Source organism: Pseudomonas sp. JV414 (assembly GCF_032424305.1).
GTDB lineage: Bacteria > Pseudomonadota > Gammaproteobacteria > Pseudomonadales > Pseudomonadaceae > Aquipseudomonas > Aquipseudomonas lini.
The window spans coordinates 42,125-60,185 of record NZ_VYKC01000007.1 but is presented as its reverse complement, the minus strand read 5'-3'; the positions used below and the strand labels follow the sequence as shown (position 1 = coordinate 60,185).

15 protein-coding genes and 1 pseudogene are annotated in these 18,061 nt (G+C 59.3%); 10 read left to right on the top strand and 6 right to left on the bottom strand.

The genetic code is table 11. From position 1 onward, the window contains the following. Positions 1 to 3 precede the first annotated feature (3 nt). Complete coding sequence (locus tag F6R97_RS09955) at positions 4 to 2,574, top strand: dermonecrotic toxin domain-containing protein (RefSeq protein WP_315866465.1); 2,571 nt, start codon at positions 4 to 6, stop codon at positions 2,572 to 2,574. 33 nt (positions 2,575 to 2,607) lie between these two features. Here the strand turns inward: F6R97_RS09955 and F6R97_RS09950 are convergent, their stop codons facing one another. Further along, positions 2,608 to 3,399, bottom strand: a complete 792-nt coding sequence (locus F6R97_RS09950) for an IclR family transcriptional regulator (RefSeq protein WP_315866464.1) — start codon at positions 3,397 to 3,399, stop codon at positions 2,608 to 2,610. A 165-nt stretch (positions 3,400 to 3,564) separates the two neighbouring features. Here F6R97_RS09950 and hmgA point away from each other — a divergent pair, with 165 nt between their 5' ends. From hmgA to maiA, 3 genes are read left to right on the top strand one after another with little or no spacing between them, the layout of a single operon-like run. After that, complete coding sequence (gene hmgA, locus F6R97_RS09945; RefSeq protein WP_315866463.1) at positions 3,565 to 4,869, top strand: homogentisate 1,2-dioxygenase; 1,305 nt, start codon at positions 3,565 to 3,567, stop codon at positions 4,867 to 4,869. Between the two features lie 3 nt (positions 4,870 to 4,872). After that, positions 4,873 to 6,177, top strand: coding sequence for a fumarylacetoacetase (gene fahA / locus F6R97_RS09940; protein WP_315866462.1), 1,305 nt, complete (start codon positions 4,873 to 4,875; stop codon positions 6,175 to 6,177). Between the two features lie 12 nt (positions 6,178 to 6,189). Next, complete coding sequence (maiA, locus tag F6R97_RS09935) at positions 6,190 to 6,825, top strand: maleylacetoacetate isomerase (RefSeq protein WP_315866461.1); 636 nt, start codon at positions 6,190 to 6,192, stop codon at positions 6,823 to 6,825. Between the two features lie 99 nt (positions 6,826 to 6,924). Here maiA and F6R97_RS09930 read toward each other — a convergent pair whose 3' ends face one another. Beyond that, positions 6,925 to 7,728 (bottom strand): SirB1 family protein, encoded by an 804-nt coding sequence (locus F6R97_RS09930; RefSeq protein ID WP_038979014.1) that lies wholly within the window; start codon positions 7,726 to 7,728, stop codon positions 6,925 to 6,927. A 183-nt stretch (positions 7,729 to 7,911) separates the two neighbouring features. Between F6R97_RS09930 and F6R97_RS09925 the strand changes: the two genes are divergently transcribed. The 4 genes from F6R97_RS09925 to F6R97_RS09910 all read left to right on the top strand — a co-directional run bounded on the left by F6R97_RS09925 (position 7,912) and on the right by F6R97_RS09910 (position 12,255). Further along, a complete protein-coding gene (locus F6R97_RS09925; protein ID WP_038979015.1) occupies positions 7,912 to 8,931 on the top strand; it encodes a Glu/Leu/Phe/Val dehydrogenase family protein in 1,020 nt (339 codons plus the stop codon). Between the two features lie 132 nt (positions 8,932 to 9,063). Beyond that, on the top strand, positions 9,064 to 10,158 hold the full coding sequence (pdhA, locus tag F6R97_RS09920; protein WP_409999791.1) for a pyruvate dehydrogenase (acetyl-transferring) E1 component subunit alpha: 1,095 nt from the start codon (positions 9,064 to 9,066) through the stop codon (positions 10,156 to 10,158). After that, positions 10,151 to 11,137, top strand: a complete 987-nt coding sequence (locus tag F6R97_RS09915) for an alpha-ketoacid dehydrogenase subunit beta (protein ID WP_315866459.1) — start codon at positions 10,151 to 10,153, stop codon at positions 11,135 to 11,137. The genes pdhA and F6R97_RS09915 overlap by 8 nt, the downstream gene beginning before the upstream one ends. 14 nt (positions 11,138 to 11,151) lie before the next feature. Then, positions 11,152 to 12,255, top strand: a complete 1,104-nt coding sequence (locus F6R97_RS09910; protein ID WP_038979018.1) for a dihydrolipoamide acetyltransferase family protein — start codon at positions 11,152 to 11,154, stop codon at positions 12,253 to 12,255. 165 nt (positions 12,256 to 12,420) lie between these two features. Here F6R97_RS09910 and F6R97_RS09905 read toward each other — a convergent pair. Continuing rightward, a pseudogene (locus tag F6R97_RS09905) lies at positions 12,421 to 12,675 on the bottom strand (YebG family protein); the annotation flags it as partial. A gap of 359 nt (positions 12,676 to 13,034) precedes the next feature. On the opposite strand from F6R97_RS09905, the gene F6R97_RS09900 reads away from it, so the two are divergent. Continuing rightward, positions 13,035 to 13,535, top strand: coding sequence for a phosphate-starvation-inducible protein PsiE (locus F6R97_RS09900; protein ID WP_007903272.1), 501 nt, complete (start codon positions 13,035 to 13,037; stop codon positions 13,533 to 13,535). Here the strand turns inward: F6R97_RS09900 and F6R97_RS09895 are convergent. The 3 genes from F6R97_RS09895 to F6R97_RS09885 all read right to left on the bottom strand — a co-directional run bounded on the left by F6R97_RS09895 (position 13,532) and on the right by F6R97_RS09885 (position 16,803). After that, positions 13,532 to 13,849, bottom strand: a complete 318-nt coding sequence (locus tag F6R97_RS09895) for a DUF3509 domain-containing protein (protein ID WP_038979020.1) — start codon at positions 13,847 to 13,849, stop codon at positions 13,532 to 13,534. The two genes, F6R97_RS09900 and F6R97_RS09895, sit on opposite strands and share 4 nt — an antisense overlap. A 212-nt stretch (positions 13,850 to 14,061) precedes the next feature. Beyond that, on the bottom strand, positions 14,062 to 15,363 hold the full coding sequence (locus F6R97_RS09890; RefSeq protein ID WP_038979021.1) for a serine/threonine transporter: 1,302 nt from the start codon (positions 15,361 to 15,363) through the stop codon (positions 14,062 to 14,064). A 63-nt stretch (positions 15,364 to 15,426) separates the two neighbouring features. Beyond that, on the bottom strand, positions 15,427 to 16,803 hold the full coding sequence (locus F6R97_RS09885) for an L-serine ammonia-lyase (protein ID WP_315866458.1): 1,377 nt from the start codon (positions 16,801 to 16,803) through the stop codon (positions 15,427 to 15,429). Between the two features lie 135 nt (positions 16,804 to 16,938). On the opposite strand from F6R97_RS09885, the gene F6R97_RS09880 reads away from it, so the two are divergent. Beyond that, positions 16,939 to 17,886, top strand: coding sequence for a LysR substrate-binding domain-containing protein (locus F6R97_RS09880; RefSeq protein ID WP_038979023.1), 948 nt, complete (start codon positions 16,939 to 16,941; stop codon positions 17,884 to 17,886). Positions 17,887 to 18,061: the final 175 nt, after the last annotated feature.

Below are 18,061 nucleotides of genomic sequence, written 5' to 3'. Positions count from 1 at the left end.
TTTATGGCTGTTGAGGCTGTATTGAGTTTTGAGTTTTGTGAGGGTGTCGTTACATGCGGTATGGGCTGCGCATATTTGGTATTGGATAGGCGGTTTGTTGTTAGTTTGTTCTGGGGTAGTTTTAAAGAAGCCAACGGTAAAGTTGGTTTTCAGACTATCTATAGGACAGAAATTAATATCATGAATACAATTTACTCCGCGGTAAGCGACAGCCGTCCGCAATGGTTTAAGTACGTGGGCGCCGCCGATCAATTGCATTACGGCGAACTGGAACAACAGTTGATCGGCAGCCGTAACGATCTGGAAAAACAACTCGGGCACTTCACCAGTGTACAAGCTTATGCCCGGAATCTGATGAGTCAGGCGCTGCTAATGGAGTTTGGCGCAACCGCTGACCCCGACAACATCACGACCCACTGCCGTTATGTGTTCGAGCAAGCTGGTCGAATCTATGTTCAGGAGGACAAGCGATCTCTGACCGACTTGCTGCTGCACGGGCTGCATGAAAATGGTCAGCGTAGCCAGATCACTTTCAAGAGCGACGGACTTTTGCCATCGGGCCTAAACCAGCAATGGCTGGAAGAGGTGTTTACCACTGACGTGCGCGCAGCTTTTGGGAATAAAATTCGGAGTGTCTACCAGCAAGCAGGTGTGCTGGCAGCCATGAACAATGTCACTCGTGACCGGCTTTTACTGAGTGCATTTGCCGCGAAGCTCCAGGGACACCTCGACGACGCCAACCTGCAACTGATTCGACGTGCAGTAGCCGGAGATATGAGTCTGACGCTGGCGCCCTTGCAGTTGCGTGAAGACACCCGTCCACTTTGCGATGTGGTCGTCGTCGGCCCTCTTGATAGCTATTCGCACGATTGGTTTTTGTACGCGCCGGGAGCGCCCGGGGGGCAGGAGTGGCACCGCTTTGCAACCTTCAGGGTGCTGGATCTATCTCTCAGCGCCTGGACGGCGACGGAACAAGGTCGTGATTATCTGGTATGGCAGACCCACGCGCTGGAACGGGAAGAGATTGGCGGTTACCTGAAAACAATTCCGCCACGACCCAGCAATTGGCGCGGCTCCAGATTGGCACCTTCTTTCTATCAAGGAGAGGAAGTGCTGAAGAGTATTGTTTTCAATCATCGGGCATGGCTGGTGGCGCAAGAAGAAAGTCTGACACCCTATGGTTATCGTAATGCCTCCGATGAACAGCGTCAGCGCTTCACGCGACTCAATTGCGAACTCAAGGCTCTGAAAACCCTTGAGGTGCGCCAGGGCGGGTTCATTTCCTACGAGCGGTTTTGCTTCGACCTTATCAAGCAACGGGTCGAACAAGTATTACTGCAACGAGGTGAAAGTTTAGCGGTCAACCCTGACCGGATTTATGTGCAAATCAGTCAGGAACAACAGATGACACTGACTGAACTGATTGTTCGTGAAGTGCATTTTGAAGCCAGCGGCGTCGGCCAGCCTCTTTACCCACGCTTCACGTGGGCGACAGACCATCCGGATATCAGAACGCTTGATATCCGCGATATTTCCAGTTGGTCGAAAACGTTGCGCCCCGGTGAGAAGTACATCGATATGTTGCGTTCGGTATATCTCAACCGCTCCAATCCCGAAGGACTGTTAAAGCGAGGGATTTGCATAGGCGGAATGCGTCGGCAGATGACCGTGTCACTCATGCAAGCGGCTTTCACGGGGCGCGTACCACCACAGCATGTCATCGAGATCGAGAAGGTTATCGTGGCGTTCGGTTCGATGCAGCCGGCCAGTCCCGTCGGTGAAGCGCCTGGTGATGTGCGCCACAGTGCCTTGTTCAAGCTCTTTCTCCGGGATCGTCTGGTGGTGGGGGTATTCGTGTTCAGGCTGCTTGTGGCCGGGAAAGTCGAAGAATATCTGTATACCCCGAATGCACCGGATGGCTGCGAACTGCGTCCCTTCAAGGATTTTGTACCCGCCGTGAAAACCCGGGGCATTGGTGACTACCTGTATGATCGGGCGTTCGTGAAGTACCAGCCGCAGGTTGGTACCTATCTGACGGATCTTGAGCAGTTGGCCAACTTCACAGAAGCGCCAGTGCTGGTGCGTAACAGTCGCGTCACCGATCTGAACGACTGCTACAACGACGTGGTATACAAGATCATTTCTGATGTCGATGAGGCCACCCAAAGCCTCGACGAAATCATTGCCGGCCTGGTGTACGACGCTGTCGTGACAGCAGTTAGCGTGATCAGCATCGTCTTTCCGCCTGTAGGTATTGCATTAAGTGCCGCGTTGCTGACCCAGAATTTGGTGCAGGGGGGCGTGGCCTACTCCGAGGGTGACCGGGCAAAAGCCATGGGGCATTTCAAGGAAGCGTTGATTGAACTGGCGTCGCTGGGCAAGGCCGGGATAGGTGGAGCGGGAGCCAGTCAGGTGCAGAAAAATCTCATTGACTTGCTGGGCGATGCGCGAGAAGTCGAAAAACTGTACTGCGCGGCCACAGGCCAACCAGGCTTGGAGGAGCGGGCGCTCGAGGCGATCCAAGAGATCCTGGCCGATCCTGACAGCTCAGTCAGCAAAACCACCCTTGTGTAACAGTCAAGGCTGGCCATTACTTCCGGATCCCGCTCAGCGGTTGAAGTCTTCAGTTTGATACCCCATCCGCCAACTCACGGCCCGGGTCGCCGCCAGCAAACGCTGCGCCGCCGGGCCGTTTTCATCGGCATGGAACAACGAGGTCGGGCCGACGATGGTCATCACCGCCGCCACCTGTCCGACCGCATTGAACACCGGCGCCGACAACGCATCCACGCCGGGCATCAGCAAGCCGTGAACATGGTGCAAGCCGCGTTCACGGATCTGTTCGCACAATGTGGTGTAAGCCTGCTCATCGGCCAACGGATGAACGTCGACGGCGCGAACTTCGAGATCACGTAACTCATCGGTTTCTCGGTGGGGCAAATAGGCACTGAACACCAGCCCTGTCGACGAGCTGAGCAACGGTAAAACCGAGCCCAATTGCGTAACCACTGTCACCGCGCGCACCGCCGGTTCGATGTGCACCACCGTCGCGCCCTGATTGCCCCACACCGCTATAAAGCAGGTCTCATTCAGATCGTCACGCAACTCGGCCAAGGGCAGGGCGGCGACTTTCAGCACGTCCATACTGTTCAAAGCAGCCAGGCCGACCCGAAGCGCTTCACGGCCGAGGCCATAGTGGTTGGTGGCGGGGTTCTGCTCGGCAAAACCGCTGGCGATCAGCGCCTGCAAATAGCGGTGAACCTTGCTCGCCGGCATCTGCACGTGTTCGGCCAGGCGCGACAGAGAGGTGGATGGCGACAGCTCGGCAAGCGCCTTGAGGATGTCGGTGCCGACCTCGGCCGAGCGGACTTTCTGTTTACCGTTGCTTTCGCTGGTCATGGAGGCGGTGTGATCCCGGGACGAATGGGCGTCTTTATAGCTTGACGGTCAATACCAATCAAATTACGTTATGCGTAATCGAATTACGATAAAAATAACCCAGGCGTGCCAAGACCTCTTCAGCAGAGTGACAGGCCATTGCCTACTCCCCGTTCAGGAGGCTCCATGAACCTCGATTCAACGGCGCCAGCGCTGGCTTACCAGTCAGGCTTCGGCAACGAATTCAGCAGCGAAGCGTTGCCGGGCGCACTGCCCGTCGGCCAGAACTCCCCGCAAAAAGCCCCTTACGGCCTGTACTCCGAACTGTTCTCCGGTACGGCCTTTACCATGGCTCGCAGCGAAGCACGACGGACCTGGATGTACCGCATTCAGCCGTCGGCCAACCATCCGGCATTCGTCAAATTGGATCGGCAATTGGCCGGCGGCCCATTGGGTGAAGTAACCCCCAATCGCCTGCGCTGGAATCCGTTGGACATTCCGACCGAACCGACCGATTTCATCGACGGGCTGGTGAGCATGGCCGCCAACTCGGGCGCGGAAAAACCGTCCGGGATCAGTATCTATAACTACCGCGCCAACCGTTCCATGGAACGCGTGTTCTTCAACGCCGACGGCGAACTGCTGCTGGTGCCGGAACTTGGCCGTTTGCGCATCGCCACCGAACTGGGTGTGTTGGAGCTGGAACCGCTGGAAATCGCCGTTCTGCCTCGCGGGCTGAAATTCCGCGTCGAACTGCTCGACCCGCAAGCCCGCGGCTACATCGCGGAAAACCATGGCGCCCCGCTGCGCCTACCGGATCTGGGGCCGATCGGCAGCAACGGTCTGGCTAACCCTCGCGACTTCCTGACGCCGGTGGCCCATTTCGAAAACCTCAAACAACCGACCACCCTGGTACAGAAATTCCTCGGCCAGTTGTGGGGTTGTGAGCTTGATCATTCGCCGCTGAACGTGGTCGCCTGGCACGGCAACAACGTGCCGTACAAATATGACCTGCGCCGTTTCAACACCATCGGCACGGTCAGTTTCGATCATCCGGATCCGTCGATTTTCACTGTACTGACCTCGCCGACCAGCGTGCATGGTTTGGCCAACCTCGACTTCGTGATCTTCCCGCCACGCTGGATGGTGGCCGAGAAGACGTTCCGTCCACCGTGGTTCCACCGCAACCTGATGAACGAATTCATGGGCCTGATCCAGGGCGAATACGATGCCAAGGCCGAAGGTTTCGTGCCTGGCGGTGCGTCGTTGCACAGCTGCATGAGCGCCCACGGCCCCGACGGCGAGACCTGCACCAAGGCGATCAACGCTGAATTGGCGCCGGCTAAAATCGATAACACCATGGCCTTCATGTTCGAGACCAGCCAAGTGTTGCGCCCGAGCCGATTCGCCCTGGATTGCCCGCAACTGCAAAACAATTACGACGCTTGCTGGGCTACGTTGCCCGCCACTTTCGACCCGACCCGGAGATAACCCATGACTCAGACTTCCATCACTCGTAGCTGGGTTGCCTCCGCCAACGGCCACGCGGATTTTCCGCTGCAAAACCTGCCGTTAGGCGTGTTCAGCGTGAAGGGCTCCGCGCCGCGCAGTGGCGTGGCGATCGGCGACCATATCTTTGATCTGGAAGCGGCACTGGATGCCGGCCTGTTCGATGGCATTGCGAAGAAAGCAGTCGAAGCCACCCGTGGCGGCCAGTTGAATGCGTTCTTCGAATTGGGCCGCGAGGCTCGTGTCTCTTTGCGCGAACGTCTGCTGGAACTGTTTGCCGAAGGCAGCACCCTGCACGGCAAGATCGAGGCTCAAGGCGCGAAGCTGCTGCCGCTGGCGGCGGATTGCGAAATGCACCTGCCAGCGAGGATCAACGACTACACCGACTTCTACGTCGGCATCGAGCACGCGCAGAATGTCGGCAAACTGTTCCGCCCGGACAACCCGTTGCTGCCGAACTACAAGTACGTGCCGATTGGTTACCACGGTCGTGCATCGACCATTCGCCCGTCTGGCACTGACGTGCGTCGTCCGAAAGGCCAGACCCTGCCGGCCGGCCAGAGCGAGCCGACGTTTGGCCCGTGCGCACGTCTGGACTACGAACTGGAACTGGGCATCTGGATCGGCCAGGGCAACGCGATGGGCGACTCCATCGCCATCGGTGATGCCGCCGATCACATCGCCGGTTTCTGCCTGCTCAACGACTGGTCGGCGCGGGACATCCAGGCCTGGGAATACCAGCCGCTGGGTCCATTCCTCTCCAAGAGTTTCATCACCAGCATTTCGCCGTGGGTGGTGACGGCCGAAGCGCTGGAGCCGTTCCGCCGTGCCCAGCCTGCGCGCCCGGAAGGCGATCCGCAGCCGTTGCCGTACCTGTTCGACAAACGTGATCAGGCTGCCGGTGCCTTCGACATTGAACTCGAAGTGCTGCTGCTGACCGAATCGATGCGCGAGCAAAATCTGCCAGCCCGTCGCCTGACCCTCAGCAACACCCAACACATGTACTGGACCGTTGCACAACTGGTTGCGCACCACAGCGTCAACGGCTGCCAGTTGCAGGCCGGTGATCTGTTCGGTTCGGGCACGCTGTCCGGTCCTGAAAACGGTCAGTTCGGCAGCCTGCTGGAAATCACCGAGGGCGGTAAAAAACCGATTCAACTGGCGTCGGGCGAGGTGCGTAAATTCCTTGAGGACGGCGACGAAATCATTCTGCGCGCGCGTTGCAGCCGCGAGGGTTTTGCTTCCATCGGTTTCGGCGAATGCCGCGGCAAAGTGCTGCCGGCGCGTTAAGAGGATCGGGTCATGGAACTCTATACCTACTACCGTTCGACCTCGTCTTACCGGGTGCGTATCGCGCTGGCGTTGAAGGGGCTGGATTACCAGGCGCTGCCAATCAACCTGATCGCGCCGCAAGGTGGCGAACATCGGCAGCCGACGTATCTGGGCATCAATCCGCAAGGCCGGGTGCCAGCCTTGCGCACCGACGAAGGCGAGTTGCTGATCCAGTCACCGGCGATCATCGAGTACCTGGAGGAACGTTATCCACAGGTGCCATTGCTGTCCAAAGACTTGGCCGTCCGCGCTCATGAGCGTGGCGTGGCGGCGGTGATCGGGTGTGATGTGCATCCGCTGCACAACGTCAGCGTGCTCAACAAGCTTCGGCAGTTGGGGCACGATGAGCCGCAGGTGGTGGAGTGGATCGGTCACTGGATCAGCCAAGGGTTGGCGACGGTGGAGCAATTGATCGGTGACACCGGTTATTGCTTTGGCGATCAACCGGGGCTGGCGGACGTCTATTTGATCCCGCAGTTGTATGCAGCCGAGCGCTTCAATATTTCATTGGAAGCCTACCCGCGAATTCGTCGAGTGGCGGCGTTGGCAGCGACACACCCAGCCTTCTTCCTGGCCCATCCGGCGAATCAGCCCGATACCCCATAACAAGGTTGTCATAAACAAGATCAAAAGATCGCAGCCTTCGGCAGCTCAGGATGTACGCCATCCCAATGAGGAGCTGCCGAAGGCTGCGATCTTTTGCTTTTAATGCACGACCGAATTGGGCGGTAGGTGCCCGAGTCGTTCAGTCAGGCGAATCCGTTGGATCGGATCGTCACTGAGCAGCAGCGCATGCTCAAGGTCAAAGCGCTCGGCATTCGGGCAGTCCAGGCGTTGATACAGGCTGGCCCGGGCCAGATAGTCGGAGGCGCTGGCGTTGCCCAGTTCAAGCACGCGCTCGGCGTCGATCAGGGCATCGATGTAGTCGTCATTCGTGAGGTACAACTGGCGCAGGTTGCGCGACAGCCGTTGCAGCATCTGCACCGGCTCGGCAGTCAGTAAATGCTCGGCGCCCAGCTTCATGTTCGGGCCGTATTGGCGTTGCAGCAGTTCGCGGCAATCATTGGGGTACAGCCGTCGCCCGCCGCACGGGTCGAGCAGGTGATCGGCGCCTTGCACCCGCAGCAGGAAATGCCCGGGAAAGTTGACCCCGACCATGGGAATCTCCAGCCTTCTGGCCAGTTCCAGCGCAATCAGGCCCAGCACCAGCGGCTGGCCCCGCCGACGTTCCAGCACTTTATTGAGTAACGCCACTTGCGGGCGCAAGGGCGTGGAGTCGTCCTGGGCGAACCCCAGGTCATTCATTCGCCGCAACAACGGTTGGGCCAATTCACTCACCGGCAGCATCGGCAACCCATAGCTGACCCGCTGTTGCAGGTCCTTGAAGTCCGCCAGCACTGTCTCGGGATCCAGCTCTTTATCGTGTTCGACAGCCATCCACAGCGCCGCCTCGAACAGCGCGGGCGGTGATCGTTGCAGACAATCGAAAAAACGTTGGCGCGGGGTCATCAAAATCTCCGGGCAATGCCTCGTTTTAGACCCGTCACACGCTTTCGTCCAGTACTGCACATAGGTAGTAACAGGTTATGTCCGAAAGCGTTCAAAGCGCCGCCGCTTATTCCGGTGCGCTTCTGCAATTTTTGTGCGCAAGCCTATACTGGCGACTACAAGAAGTGATTCGGGAGCCCTACGATGTTCGCTCTCATGCAAAGCACTCGCCTTGAATCGCTGCACCTGAGCGTCGATCCGGTCACCGGGTTGAAGGCGGTGATTGCCATCCACAACAGCCGTCTGGGGCCTGCCCTGGGCGGGTGTCGTTACCTTGCTTACCCCAGCGATGAATCCGCGATCGAGGATGCCGTGCGCCTTGCCCAAGGCATGAGTTACAAGGCGGCCCTGGCCGGCCTGGCTCAGGGCGGTGGCGTTGCGGTGATTCTTCGCCCGGCCCATGTGGAAAACCGCGCCGCGCTATTTGAAGCCTTCGGGCGCTGCATCAACGAACTCGACGGTCGTTACATCACCGCCATCGACGCCGGCACCTCGGTGGCGGACATGGATTGCATCGCCCAACAAACACAATTCGTCACCAGCACCACCGCTGCGGGCGACCCGGCACCGCACGCCGCCATGGGCGTATTTGCCGGCATTCGCAGCACCGCCATGGCCCGCTTGGGCAGCGATAATCTCGAAGGCTTGCGCATCGCCATTCAAGGCCTGGGCAACGTCGGTTATGCCTTGGCCGAACAGCTACACGCGGCCGGTGCCGAGTTGCTGGTCAGCGATATTGATCACGGTAAAGTGCAGTTGGCCATGGAGCAATTGGGCGCTCATCCAATCGCCAACGACGCGCTGCTCAGCACACCGTGCGACATACTCGCGCCCTGCGGCCTGGGCGGTGTGCTTAACAGCAACAGTGTGGCGCAACTGCGCTGCGCGGCGGTCGCCGGTTCGGCAAACAACCAACTGATCCATCTGGAAATCGCCGATCAGCTAGAGCGCCGGGGCATTTTGTATGCGCCCGATTACGTGATCAATGCTGGCGGGCTGATCTACGTGTCGCTCAAACACCGCGGGGAGGAGCTGACGACCATCACCGCGCACCTGTCGAAAATCAGTTCTCGGCTGACCGAAGTCTTCGCTCATGCCCAAGCGGAAAAGCGTTCTCCGGCCCGGGTGGCGGATGAGTTGGCGGAGAAAGTGCTGTACCGGTGATGTTGTACTGATGAAAAGTTTGAACCGATGAAGGAGTGAGGGCCTATCCAGCCGACTTGCTCCTCAAGCCCTGCGTCACAAGCGTCGGGCCTGACAAATGCACGCCGACTCACGCGTGCCAGGAGCCCTGTGATGCCTCACAAGGTTGAGCTGCCGTACACCCGTTTTTTATCCCCTGATGGTCAGCCGCTCGGCAATCTTCCCTCCTGGGCCGACGACTTCAATCTGCTGACTCGTCTGTATCGGCAGATGGTCCTGACCCGCCTTTTCGATCAGAAAGCTGTCGCCCTGCAACGCACCGGGCGCATCGGCACTTATGCGCCGACCTTGGGCCAGGAAGCCATTGGCGTCGCGGTCGGCAGCCTGATGCACACCGAAGACGTACTGATCCCGTATTACCGCGACACCGCCGTGCAATTGATGCGTGGTGTGCGCATGGAAGAAATCCTTTTGTACTGGGGCGGCGATGAGCGTGGCAGCGACTTTGCCGACCCGGCGGTGGCCGAGGATTTTCCGATCTGCGTGCCGATTGCCACCCAGGCCCTGCATGCCTGCGGCGTCGCCAGCGCCTTCAAAATCCGTGGCGAGCATCGGGTCGCCGTCACTACTTGCGGCGACGGCGGAACCAGCAAAGGTGATTTCCTCGAAGCCCTCAACGTTGCTGGCGCCTGGCAGTTGCCGGTGGTGTTTGTGATCAACAACAACCAATGGGCGATCTCGGTGCCGCGACGCATTCAGTGCGGCGCCCCAACCTTGGCGCAGAAAGCCATTGGCGCCGGGTTTCACGGCGAGCAAGTCGACGGCAATGACATGCTCGCCGTTTACGACCGCATACAAGTAGCCCTCGAACGGGCACGCCACGGGAAAGGTCCGGTGTTACTCGAATGCCTGAGCTATCGCCTCGGCGATCACACCACTGCCGACGATGCCACGCGCTACCGGTCGGCGGACGAGGTCAAGCAGGCCTGGCTCGAAGAACCGATCAAACGCCTGCAACGCTTCATGGCCGGGCAGGGCGTGTGGGACGAAGGCCGCGAACAGGCACTGATCAGCGAATGCCAAGGTTTGGTGCTGGGGGCTGTGGATAACTTCGAAGCGGCGGGCCTGCAGCCACCGGAGTCGGTGATCGATCATGTCTACGCGCAGTGGCCACAAGCCCTGGCCGAACAGCGCGAAGAGTTTCTCGAACGGGTGGCGCGCCGGACGGGAGGTTCGGGTCATGAGTAACGGTAAGGTGACGCTGCTGGAAGCGGTGAATCTGGCGTTGCATCGGGCCATGAGCGAAGACGAAAACGTCATCGTCCTCGGTGAAGACGTCGGGGTGAACGGTGGCGTGTTCCGCGCCACGCTGGGGTTGCGCGACAGCTTTGGCTTCAAGCGGGTGATCGACTCGCCGCTGGCCGAAACCATGCTCGGCGGGCTGGTGGTGGGCATGGCGGCCCAAGGCCTGAAACCGGTGGTGGAAATCCAGTTCATGGGTTTCATCTACGCCACCATGGAGCACCTGGTGTCTCACGCCAGCCGCATGCGTAACCGCACGCGCGGGCGGATCACCTGCCCGATGGTGATGCGAACGCCCATGGGCGCCGGGATTCGCGCGCCGGAGCACCACAGCGAAAGCACTGAAGCCCTGTTCGCGCATATTCCGGGGCTGCGGGTGGTGATCCCGTCCTCGCCGGCCCGGACCTATGGCTTGTTGCTCGCGGCCATCGACGACCCGGATCCAGTGATATTTCTCGAACCGACCCGACTCTATCGAATGAACCCGCAACCGCTGCTGGATGACGGCAAGCGCCTGCCGCTTGACAGCTGTTTCACCCTGCGTGAAGGCAGCGACCTTACCTTGATCAGTTGGGGCGCCAGCGTGATGGAAACCCTGCAAGCCGCCACGCAACTGGCCGAGCAGGGCATCTCGGCGGAAGTGATCGATGTCGCCAGTATCAAACCGCTGGACCTCGACACGATGGAAGCCTCGGTGCGCAAGACCGGTCGCTGCGTGATCGTGCATGAAGCGCCACGCTCCTGCGGGGTCGGCGCGGAAATCGCCGCCAGCCTCTACGAACGGGTATTTCTGGAATTGCACGCACCGATCCAGCGAGTCACCGCGCCAGACATTCCGCCGCCGCTGTATCGACTGGAGTCGCTGTATATGCCCGGCGTCGAAGACATCCTTCATGCCTGCGACATCGTGCTGCACCACGCCTGACAGAGGAGGTTGCGATGAAATATTTCAAACTGCCGGATCTGGGCGAAGGCTTGCAGGAAGCGGAAATCGTTCGCTGGCACGTCAAGGTCGGCGATACCGTCAAGGCCGACCAACTGCTGGTGTCGGTGGAAACCGCCAAGGCGCTGGTGGACATTCCCGCGCCCTACGACGGCGTGGTGGCGAAAACCTTTGGTGGCGAGGGCGACATCCTTCACGTTGGCGAACCTCTGCTCGGTTACGAAGGCGAAGCGGATGCGGGCACCGTGGTGGGCCGGCTTGAGGGCGGCGGTACGAATCAGGAGGATGCATTTTTCATCGGCGCTGCGCCTTCGACTCGTGAGCATCTGGCGAACCGTGCCACGCCGGCGGTGCGTCAACTGGCTCGGCAACTCGGTGTTGAACTGAGCGCCTTGGTCGGCTCCGGTCAAGACGGCCAGATCACCCGCAGCGACGTAGAAAACTCGGCCCAGACAGAGCGCGAACGCTTCGGCGGCGAGAAGCTGCGTGGTGTGCGACGCAGCATGGCACTGAACATGGCCAGGTCCCATGCCGAAGTTGTCCCGGTAACAATTTTTGGTGATGCCGATCTGCATCGCTGGGGGCAGGCACGAGAACCGCTGATTCGTCTGGCCAAGGCGATGGCGGCCGCCTGCGCCGTAGAGCCGGTGCTCAACAGCGCCTTCGATGGCAAAACCCTGGCGCTCAAGCAACACGAACGGCTCGATCTGGGCATTGCCGTGGATACGCCGGACGGCTTGTTCGTGCCGGTGCTGCGCGATGTCGGTCAACGCACGGCGGCGGATTTGAAAGAAGGTGTGATGCGTCTGCGCGCCGACGTGCAGGCGCGCTCGATCCCGCCCCAGGAAATGATGGGCGCCACCCTGACCCTGTCGAACTTCGGCACCTTGTTCGGCCGTTATGCCAACCCGGTGGTGGTGCCGCCGCAAGTGGCGATCCTCGCCGCCGGGGCAATCCGTGATGAACCGGTGGCGGTCGAAGGAGCGGTGGTGGTGCATCCGATCCTGCCGTTGTCCCTGACCTTCGATCATCGGGTGGTCACCGGCGGCGAGGCGGCGCGGTTCTTCAAAGCGTTGGTCGAGGCGCTGGAACAACCCTAGATCCAGGTTTCCCGCAGGCATGAAAAAGGCCCTGAGCCATTTGACTCAGGGCCTATTCAATTCGGGCATTGCTTACTTTGGTGTCTTGGCGGCTTTGGCTGGCTTGGTCGGCTCAGCGTCCGTCACTTCAACAGGTGCAGCTGCTTCAACAGGCTCAGCGACTTCGGCGGGTGCATTCAGCAGTTCGGACAGTGCGTCCGGCTGGCTCTTGAATGCCTTGGCGAATACATCACGGTTCTTCGCCATGTAGATCCCGGCTTCTTCCACTTGCTGTTCGGTCAGGGACGGAACGGCTTTTTGCAACACTTCAGCCAGCAATTCGGCCAGTTCGAGCATTTTGTCATGACGGTCAGCTTCGGCTTTATCCATGAACAAGCGCTCCAGATCTCGGCTGCTGCGGTATACCACTTCGACGGCCATTCACCACCTCACATGCCTTCACATTAGTTGTCTGTTTCGACCACTGTATTTATATACAGCGAAAAGGATAAGCGAATCCCTGCGCTTTGGGTAGTGGCTTTTTAATGTAGACCGTAATCGGCGTTTGTCAGGTGAACCGAGTCGCTCCATTCGCGGGCAAGCCCGCTCCCACAAGGATCACCGCCGGACCCTGTGGGAGCGGGCTTGCCCGCGATGGCGTCCGTCCAACCACCGCTAACGTGTCTCATATCACGCGGCCATCATCTCACCCAACAGTATCTGGCCTTTTTTCTGCATGCAGAACAACCGTCACGTCAAACCCGCATCATCCGCTCGAACCGAGCTAAGGAACATTCAAAGTGAAAATCAACTGGGCCGAGAACCTGCGGCAGAACGTGCACCAACTGGCCGAGTCCCTGGGCAACCTGTTCGTCGAGACCTTCCACTACCTGGCGCTGTTCGCCATCGGTGCGGTGACCGCGTGGGCGGCGGTGATGGAGTTCCTCGGAATGCTCGAACAGGGGCATATCAAGATCGATGACATCTTGCTGCTGTTCATCTACCTGGAACTGGGGGCGATGGTCGGGATTTACTTCAAGACCAACCACATGCCGGTGCGCTTCCTGATCTACGTGGCGATCACCGCACTGACGCGGCTGCTGATCTCCAACGTCTCGCACCACAATCCACCGGACTTGGGGATCATCTACCTGTGCGGCGGGATTCTGCTGCTGGCGTTTGCGATTCTGGTGGTGCGTTACGCCTCGTCGCAATTTCCTTCGGTGAAGATCGAACACCCGCAACGCAAGATCGGTGCGGGTTCCGGTGAGCATCCCGAAGTGGAGAAGGGCGAGATTTAAAGCCCCATTGAAGGTCGGGGCCGGGATTTGACCAAGGGCGGCGGCGGGTTGCGATTGTCGCCGTCGGTCATGGCTTCAAGGATGGCCACGGCGCTGTGGCCCTGTTCGATGGCGATGCCGAATTGAATGCTTTGCACCAGGCGTTTGAGGCGCTTGGGGTCATTGCGCTGTTCGGCGCTGATCATCCGTTTGGCCACCACGCGGCCACTTTTGGAGAGGGTCAGCATGATGCGGCCGTCCAGCCCCTGAATGCTCAGGTTGACTTGATAATCCGGTGCAAAGGCATCGGTAATGAGTTGAAAGGGGTTGTCCATGATGCGTCACCGCCTGATTGAACGTGCAGTTGTTGACCAGCCATGATCGGGATTAGTTCGCAACACCAGACCATCGGCCTTCCATGTTCCTGTAACTTTCATCCGTGCAACGCAGGAGACAAAGCAAGGGGCATGCCGGGAAAACGATGGGGTAATGAACACGACAAAAAAACGGCGGGCACTTTGGCCCGCCTTCTTTTTGCCTGCCCGTTTCAGGGCATGAACGAGTAGATGATCGCAGACAGTGCAATCAAGCCGATCAACACCACAAACACGTTCGAGGCCTGATTCGAGTACTGGCGCAAGGCCGGCACGCGGTGGATGGCGTACATCGGCATCAGGAACAACAGGCACGCGATGATCGGCCCGCCGAGGGTTTCGATCATGCCCAGGATGCTCGGATTGAAGGTCGCCACGGCCCAGCAACTGAGGATCATGAACAGCGCAGTGATGCGGTTCAGCCAACTGGCGGACATGACGCGACCACGGCCACGCAGGCTTTTCACGATCAGCCCCTGAAAACCTTCGCTGGCGCCGATGTAATGGCCGAGGAAGGATTTGGTGATCGCCACCAGCGCAATCAACGGCGCGGCGTAAGCGATGACCGGTGTCTGGAAATGGTTAGCCAGGTACGACAGGATCGAAATGTTCTGCGCCTTCGCAGCGGCCAAGTCCGCCGGGGACAACGCCAGCACGCAGCTGAAGCAGAAGAACATCACCGTGACGACCATCATGACGTGAGCGATCGCGAGAATGCCGCTGCTTTTGCGTTCGGCTTGCTCGCCGTAACGCTGTTTCTGATCGACGGCGAAGGCGGAGATGATCGGCGAATGGTTGAACGAGAACACCATCACCGGAATCGCCAGCCACAAGGTCTTGAAGAACAGCGGCAGCGGCATGCCTTCACTGGCGGTGGCAAAGAACGCGCCGTTCCAGTTCGGGATCAGGCTGACGCCGAGCAACAGCAACGCTGCAACGAACGGGTAAACCAGTACGCTCATGCATTTGACGATGACGCCCTGACCGCAACGGACGATCGCCATCAAGCCGAGAATCAGACCCAGCGACAGGATCGCCCGAGGTGGCGGTGTCATGTGCAGCTGGTGCTCCATGAGGCTGCTCAGGGTGTTGGTCAGCGCCACGCTGTACACCAGCAGAATCGGGAAGATCGCGAAAAAATACAGCAGCGTGATCAGCTTGCCGGCGCCGATGCCGAAGTGTTCTTCCACTACTTCGGTAATATCCCCGGAACGGCCGGACAACACGAAGCGCGTCAGGCCACGGTGGGCGAAGAAGGTCATCGGAAACGCCAGCACCGCCAGTATCAGCAGCGGCCAGAAACCACCGACACCGGCGTTGATTGGCAGGAACAACGTGCCAGCGCCAATCGCCGTGCCATAGAGGCCAAGCATCCAGGTGGTGTCGTGTTTACTCCAGCCTTTGTGGGATATTTCGCTATTGCGTGTCAGGTCTACAGCGGGATTATCGGCAGCGGGTGTACGTACATCGGTCATCGTTTTTGCCTCGTTATTATTCTTGCTCGGGCTCACGTGTTGCGGGCTGTCAGGAAATGTTCTTCAACATTCCACCCAGCTAACAGCCAGGCCGCCCCGTGAAGTTTCTTTGTATTTGTCGTGCATGTCGGCGCCGGTATCGCGCATGGTGCGGATGACCCGGTCCAGGGAAATGAAGTGTTTGCCGTCGCCGCGCAGGGCCATTTGCGTGGCGTTGATCGCCTTCACGGCAGCGATTGCGTTGCGCTCGATGCACGGCACCTGCACCAGGCCGCCGACGGGGTCGCAGGTCAGGCCGAGGTTGTGTTCCAGGCCGATTTCGGCGGCGTTTTCCAGTTGCTCGGGAGTGGCGCCGAGTATGTCGGCCAGGCCGGCGGCGGCCATGGCGCACGCCGAACCGACTTCGCCCTGGCAGCCGACTTCGGCGCCAGAGATCGAGGCGTTTTTCTTGCAGAGAATGCCTACAGCGGCAGCGCCCAAAAAGAACGCCACGACGTCATCGTCCGACGCGTCCGGGTTGAATTTCATGTAGTAGTGCAGCACGGCGGGAATGATCCCCGCCGCTCCGTTTGTAGGCGCGGTCACCATGCGTCCGCCAGCCGCGTTTTCTTCGTTCACGGCGAGGGCGAACAGGTTGACCCACTCCATGGCCGACAAGGTGGAGCTGATGACATTCGGTTTGCCGATTTCCAACAGGCTGCGGTGCAATTTCGCGGCGCGGCGCGGAACATTCAGACCGCCGGGCAGGATGCCTTCGTGGCGCAAACCTTGCTCGACGCATTCACGCATCACCGACCAGATATGCAGCAACCCCTGGCGGATCTCGGCGTCACTGCGCCAAGCCCGTTCGTTGGCCATCATCAACTCGGAAACCCGCAGACCGTGCTGGTTGCAGAGCTTGAGCAATTCGGCGGCACTGGAGAAGTCGTAGGGCAGCACCACATCGCTGGCCGGCGCAATGCCAGACACGGCTTCGGCTGCTTCGATGATGAAACCACCGCCCACCGAGTAGTACGTCTGCTCGAACAGCTCGCCGGTTTCGCCGAAGGCTGTCAGGGACATGGCGTTGGGGTGGTAGGGCAGGCTCTCGTCGAGCAGCAGGAGATCGCGCTGCCAGTTGAAGGCAATGGTCGATTTGCCGGCCAGACTCAGTTCGCCGGTTTCACGCAAGGTTTGGATTCGGCTGTCGATTGAGTTCGGATCAATACTGTCTGGCCATTCGCCCATCAGGCCCATGATGCAGGCACGGTCGGTTGCGTGGCCGACGCCAGTGGCCGAAAGGGAGCCGTAGAGTCGGATTACTACCCGCCGTACGTCGGCCAGTAAATGTTGGTCAATCAGCGCTTGGGCGAAGGTTGCGGCGGCGCGCATCGGGCCGACGGTATGGGAGCTGGACGGACCGATGCCGACTTTGAAGAGATCGAAAACACTGATAGCCATGCTAAAGCCTATACAAGCAATGGAAGAGAAATCGCCGCCATTTCTGTAGGACAAGCGCAATGTCGGCGATACTGCCAACCTCGGTCCTACGTGACCAACGAAACTTCCTAAGACAGCCTTTAGCAGGACTAAACAATGAGTCGCCAATTGCACGCCCAGACCTACGTCTGGCTGCACGTGTTTTCGTGTGCCGCGCGGCACTTGTCCTTCACCCGTTGCGCCGAAGAACTGCACATCACGCCGGGGGCGGTCAGTCAGCAAATTCGCCAACTGGAAGAGCGGCTAGGTTTTCGCCTGTTTCATCGTCGCCCCCGGGGCGTGGAATTGAGCGCCGAAGGCCAGCGATTGGCTATCACCGTCAACGAAGCCTACGGCAGCATCGATGCGGAATTGCGACGACTGGATGCGGGAATGATCAGCGGGATTTTGCGGTTGCGCTCGATTCCTTCGTTCCTGAGCAAATGGCTGACCCCGCGCCTGCCGCGTTTGCAACAGCGCTTTCCGGACATTCAGCTGCGACTGGTGGCTGAGGACAGCAGCGTGCCATTGCATGAGGGCGACTTCGATTTGGCCATCGACCTCAATGACGGCAGTTATCCAGGATTGTTATCCACAGCCTTGTTGGATGAGCAGATCTTTCCGGTCTGCGCTCCGAGCTTGTTGCGCGCAAGGCCGCCACTGCACGGCCCGGCGGACCTGGTGCATTTTCCATTGCTGCACGACATCACCGCCTGGCGCGGCAGTTACGAGTACGCGGAATGGGAGTTTTACCTCAACGCTATCGGCTTCGAAGGCGCGGATGTACGGCGTGGGCACACCTTCAATCGCAATCACCTGACCATCGAAGCGGCGATTGCCGGGATGGGCGTGGCGATTGCGCGGCGAACGCTGCTCAACGATGAACTGGAACGCGGGACGTTGATCGTGCCGTTTGGCCTGGCGGTGCCTAATCACAAGCGTTACGTGCTGCTCTATGCGCCGGGCGCGCTGAGCCATCCCGGCGTACGCGCGGTACATGACTGGTTGGTGGAAGAGGCGGGGATATTTCGTGGTCTGCACCCGCTGGCGGAGCAGCAGATGTGAGCAATTGTGACTGAAGAGCGATGCGACCCAACTCCCGACATTAACAGCGCTTTTGCCCGTTGTCCGGCTTTTTTTGCGAATCAATATTTATCTTTTTTTAGGGGTTGAAATGTTCTGCGTACACACCGATTGTGTAACCAAGAGGTCACGGTGATGACGCCCAAGGGCTAGCTGA

Excerpts from the sequence above, each read along its gene's own strand:
- F6R97_RS09915 (WP_315866459.1), top strand. The coding sequence starts at position 10,151 with ATGAGTAACGGTAAGGTGACGCTGCTGGAAGCGGTGAATCTGGCGTTG.
- F6R97_RS09885 (WP_315866458.1), bottom strand. The coding sequence starts at position 16,803 with ATGGCTATCAGTGTTTTCGATCTCTTCAAAGTCGGCATCGGTCCGTCC.
- maiA (WP_315866461.1), top strand. The coding sequence starts at position 6,190 with ATGGAACTCTATACCTACTACCGTTCGACCTCGTCTTACCGGGTGCGT.
- F6R97_RS09955 (WP_315866465.1), top strand. The coding sequence starts at position 4 with ATGGCTGTTGAGGCTGTATTGAGTTTTGAGTTTTGTGAGGGTGTCGTT.
- pdhA (WP_409999791.1), top strand. The coding sequence starts at position 9,064 with ATGCCTCACAAGGTTGAGCTGCCGTACACCCGTTTTTTATCCCCTGAT.
- F6R97_RS09895 (WP_038979020.1), bottom strand. The coding sequence starts at position 13,849 with ATGGACAACCCCTTTCAACTCATTACCGATGCCTTTGCACCGGATTAT.
- hmgA (WP_315866463.1), top strand. The coding sequence starts at position 3,565 with ATGAACCTCGATTCAACGGCGCCAGCGCTGGCTTACCAGTCAGGCTTC.
- F6R97_RS09950 (WP_315866464.1), bottom strand. The coding sequence starts at position 3,399 with ATGACCAGCGAAAGCAACGGTAAACAGAAAGTCCGCTCGGCCGAGGTC.
- F6R97_RS09890 (WP_038979021.1), bottom strand. The coding sequence starts at position 15,363 with ATGACCGATGTACGTACACCCGCTGCCGATAATCCCGCTGTAGACCTG.
- fahA (WP_315866462.1), top strand. The coding sequence starts at position 4,873 with ATGACTCAGACTTCCATCACTCGTAGCTGGGTTGCCTCCGCCAACGGC.
- F6R97_RS09930 (WP_038979014.1), bottom strand. The coding sequence starts at position 7,728 with ATGACCCCGCGCCAACGTTTTTTCGATTGTCTGCAACGATCACCGCCC.
- F6R97_RS09925 (WP_038979015.1), top strand. The coding sequence starts at position 7,912 with ATGTTCGCTCTCATGCAAAGCACTCGCCTTGAATCGCTGCACCTGAGC.
- F6R97_RS09880 (WP_038979023.1), top strand. The coding sequence starts at position 16,939 with ATGAGTCGCCAATTGCACGCCCAGACCTACGTCTGGCTGCACGTGTTT.
- F6R97_RS09910 (WP_038979018.1), top strand. The coding sequence starts at position 11,152 with ATGAAATATTTCAAACTGCCGGATCTGGGCGAAGGCTTGCAGGAAGCG.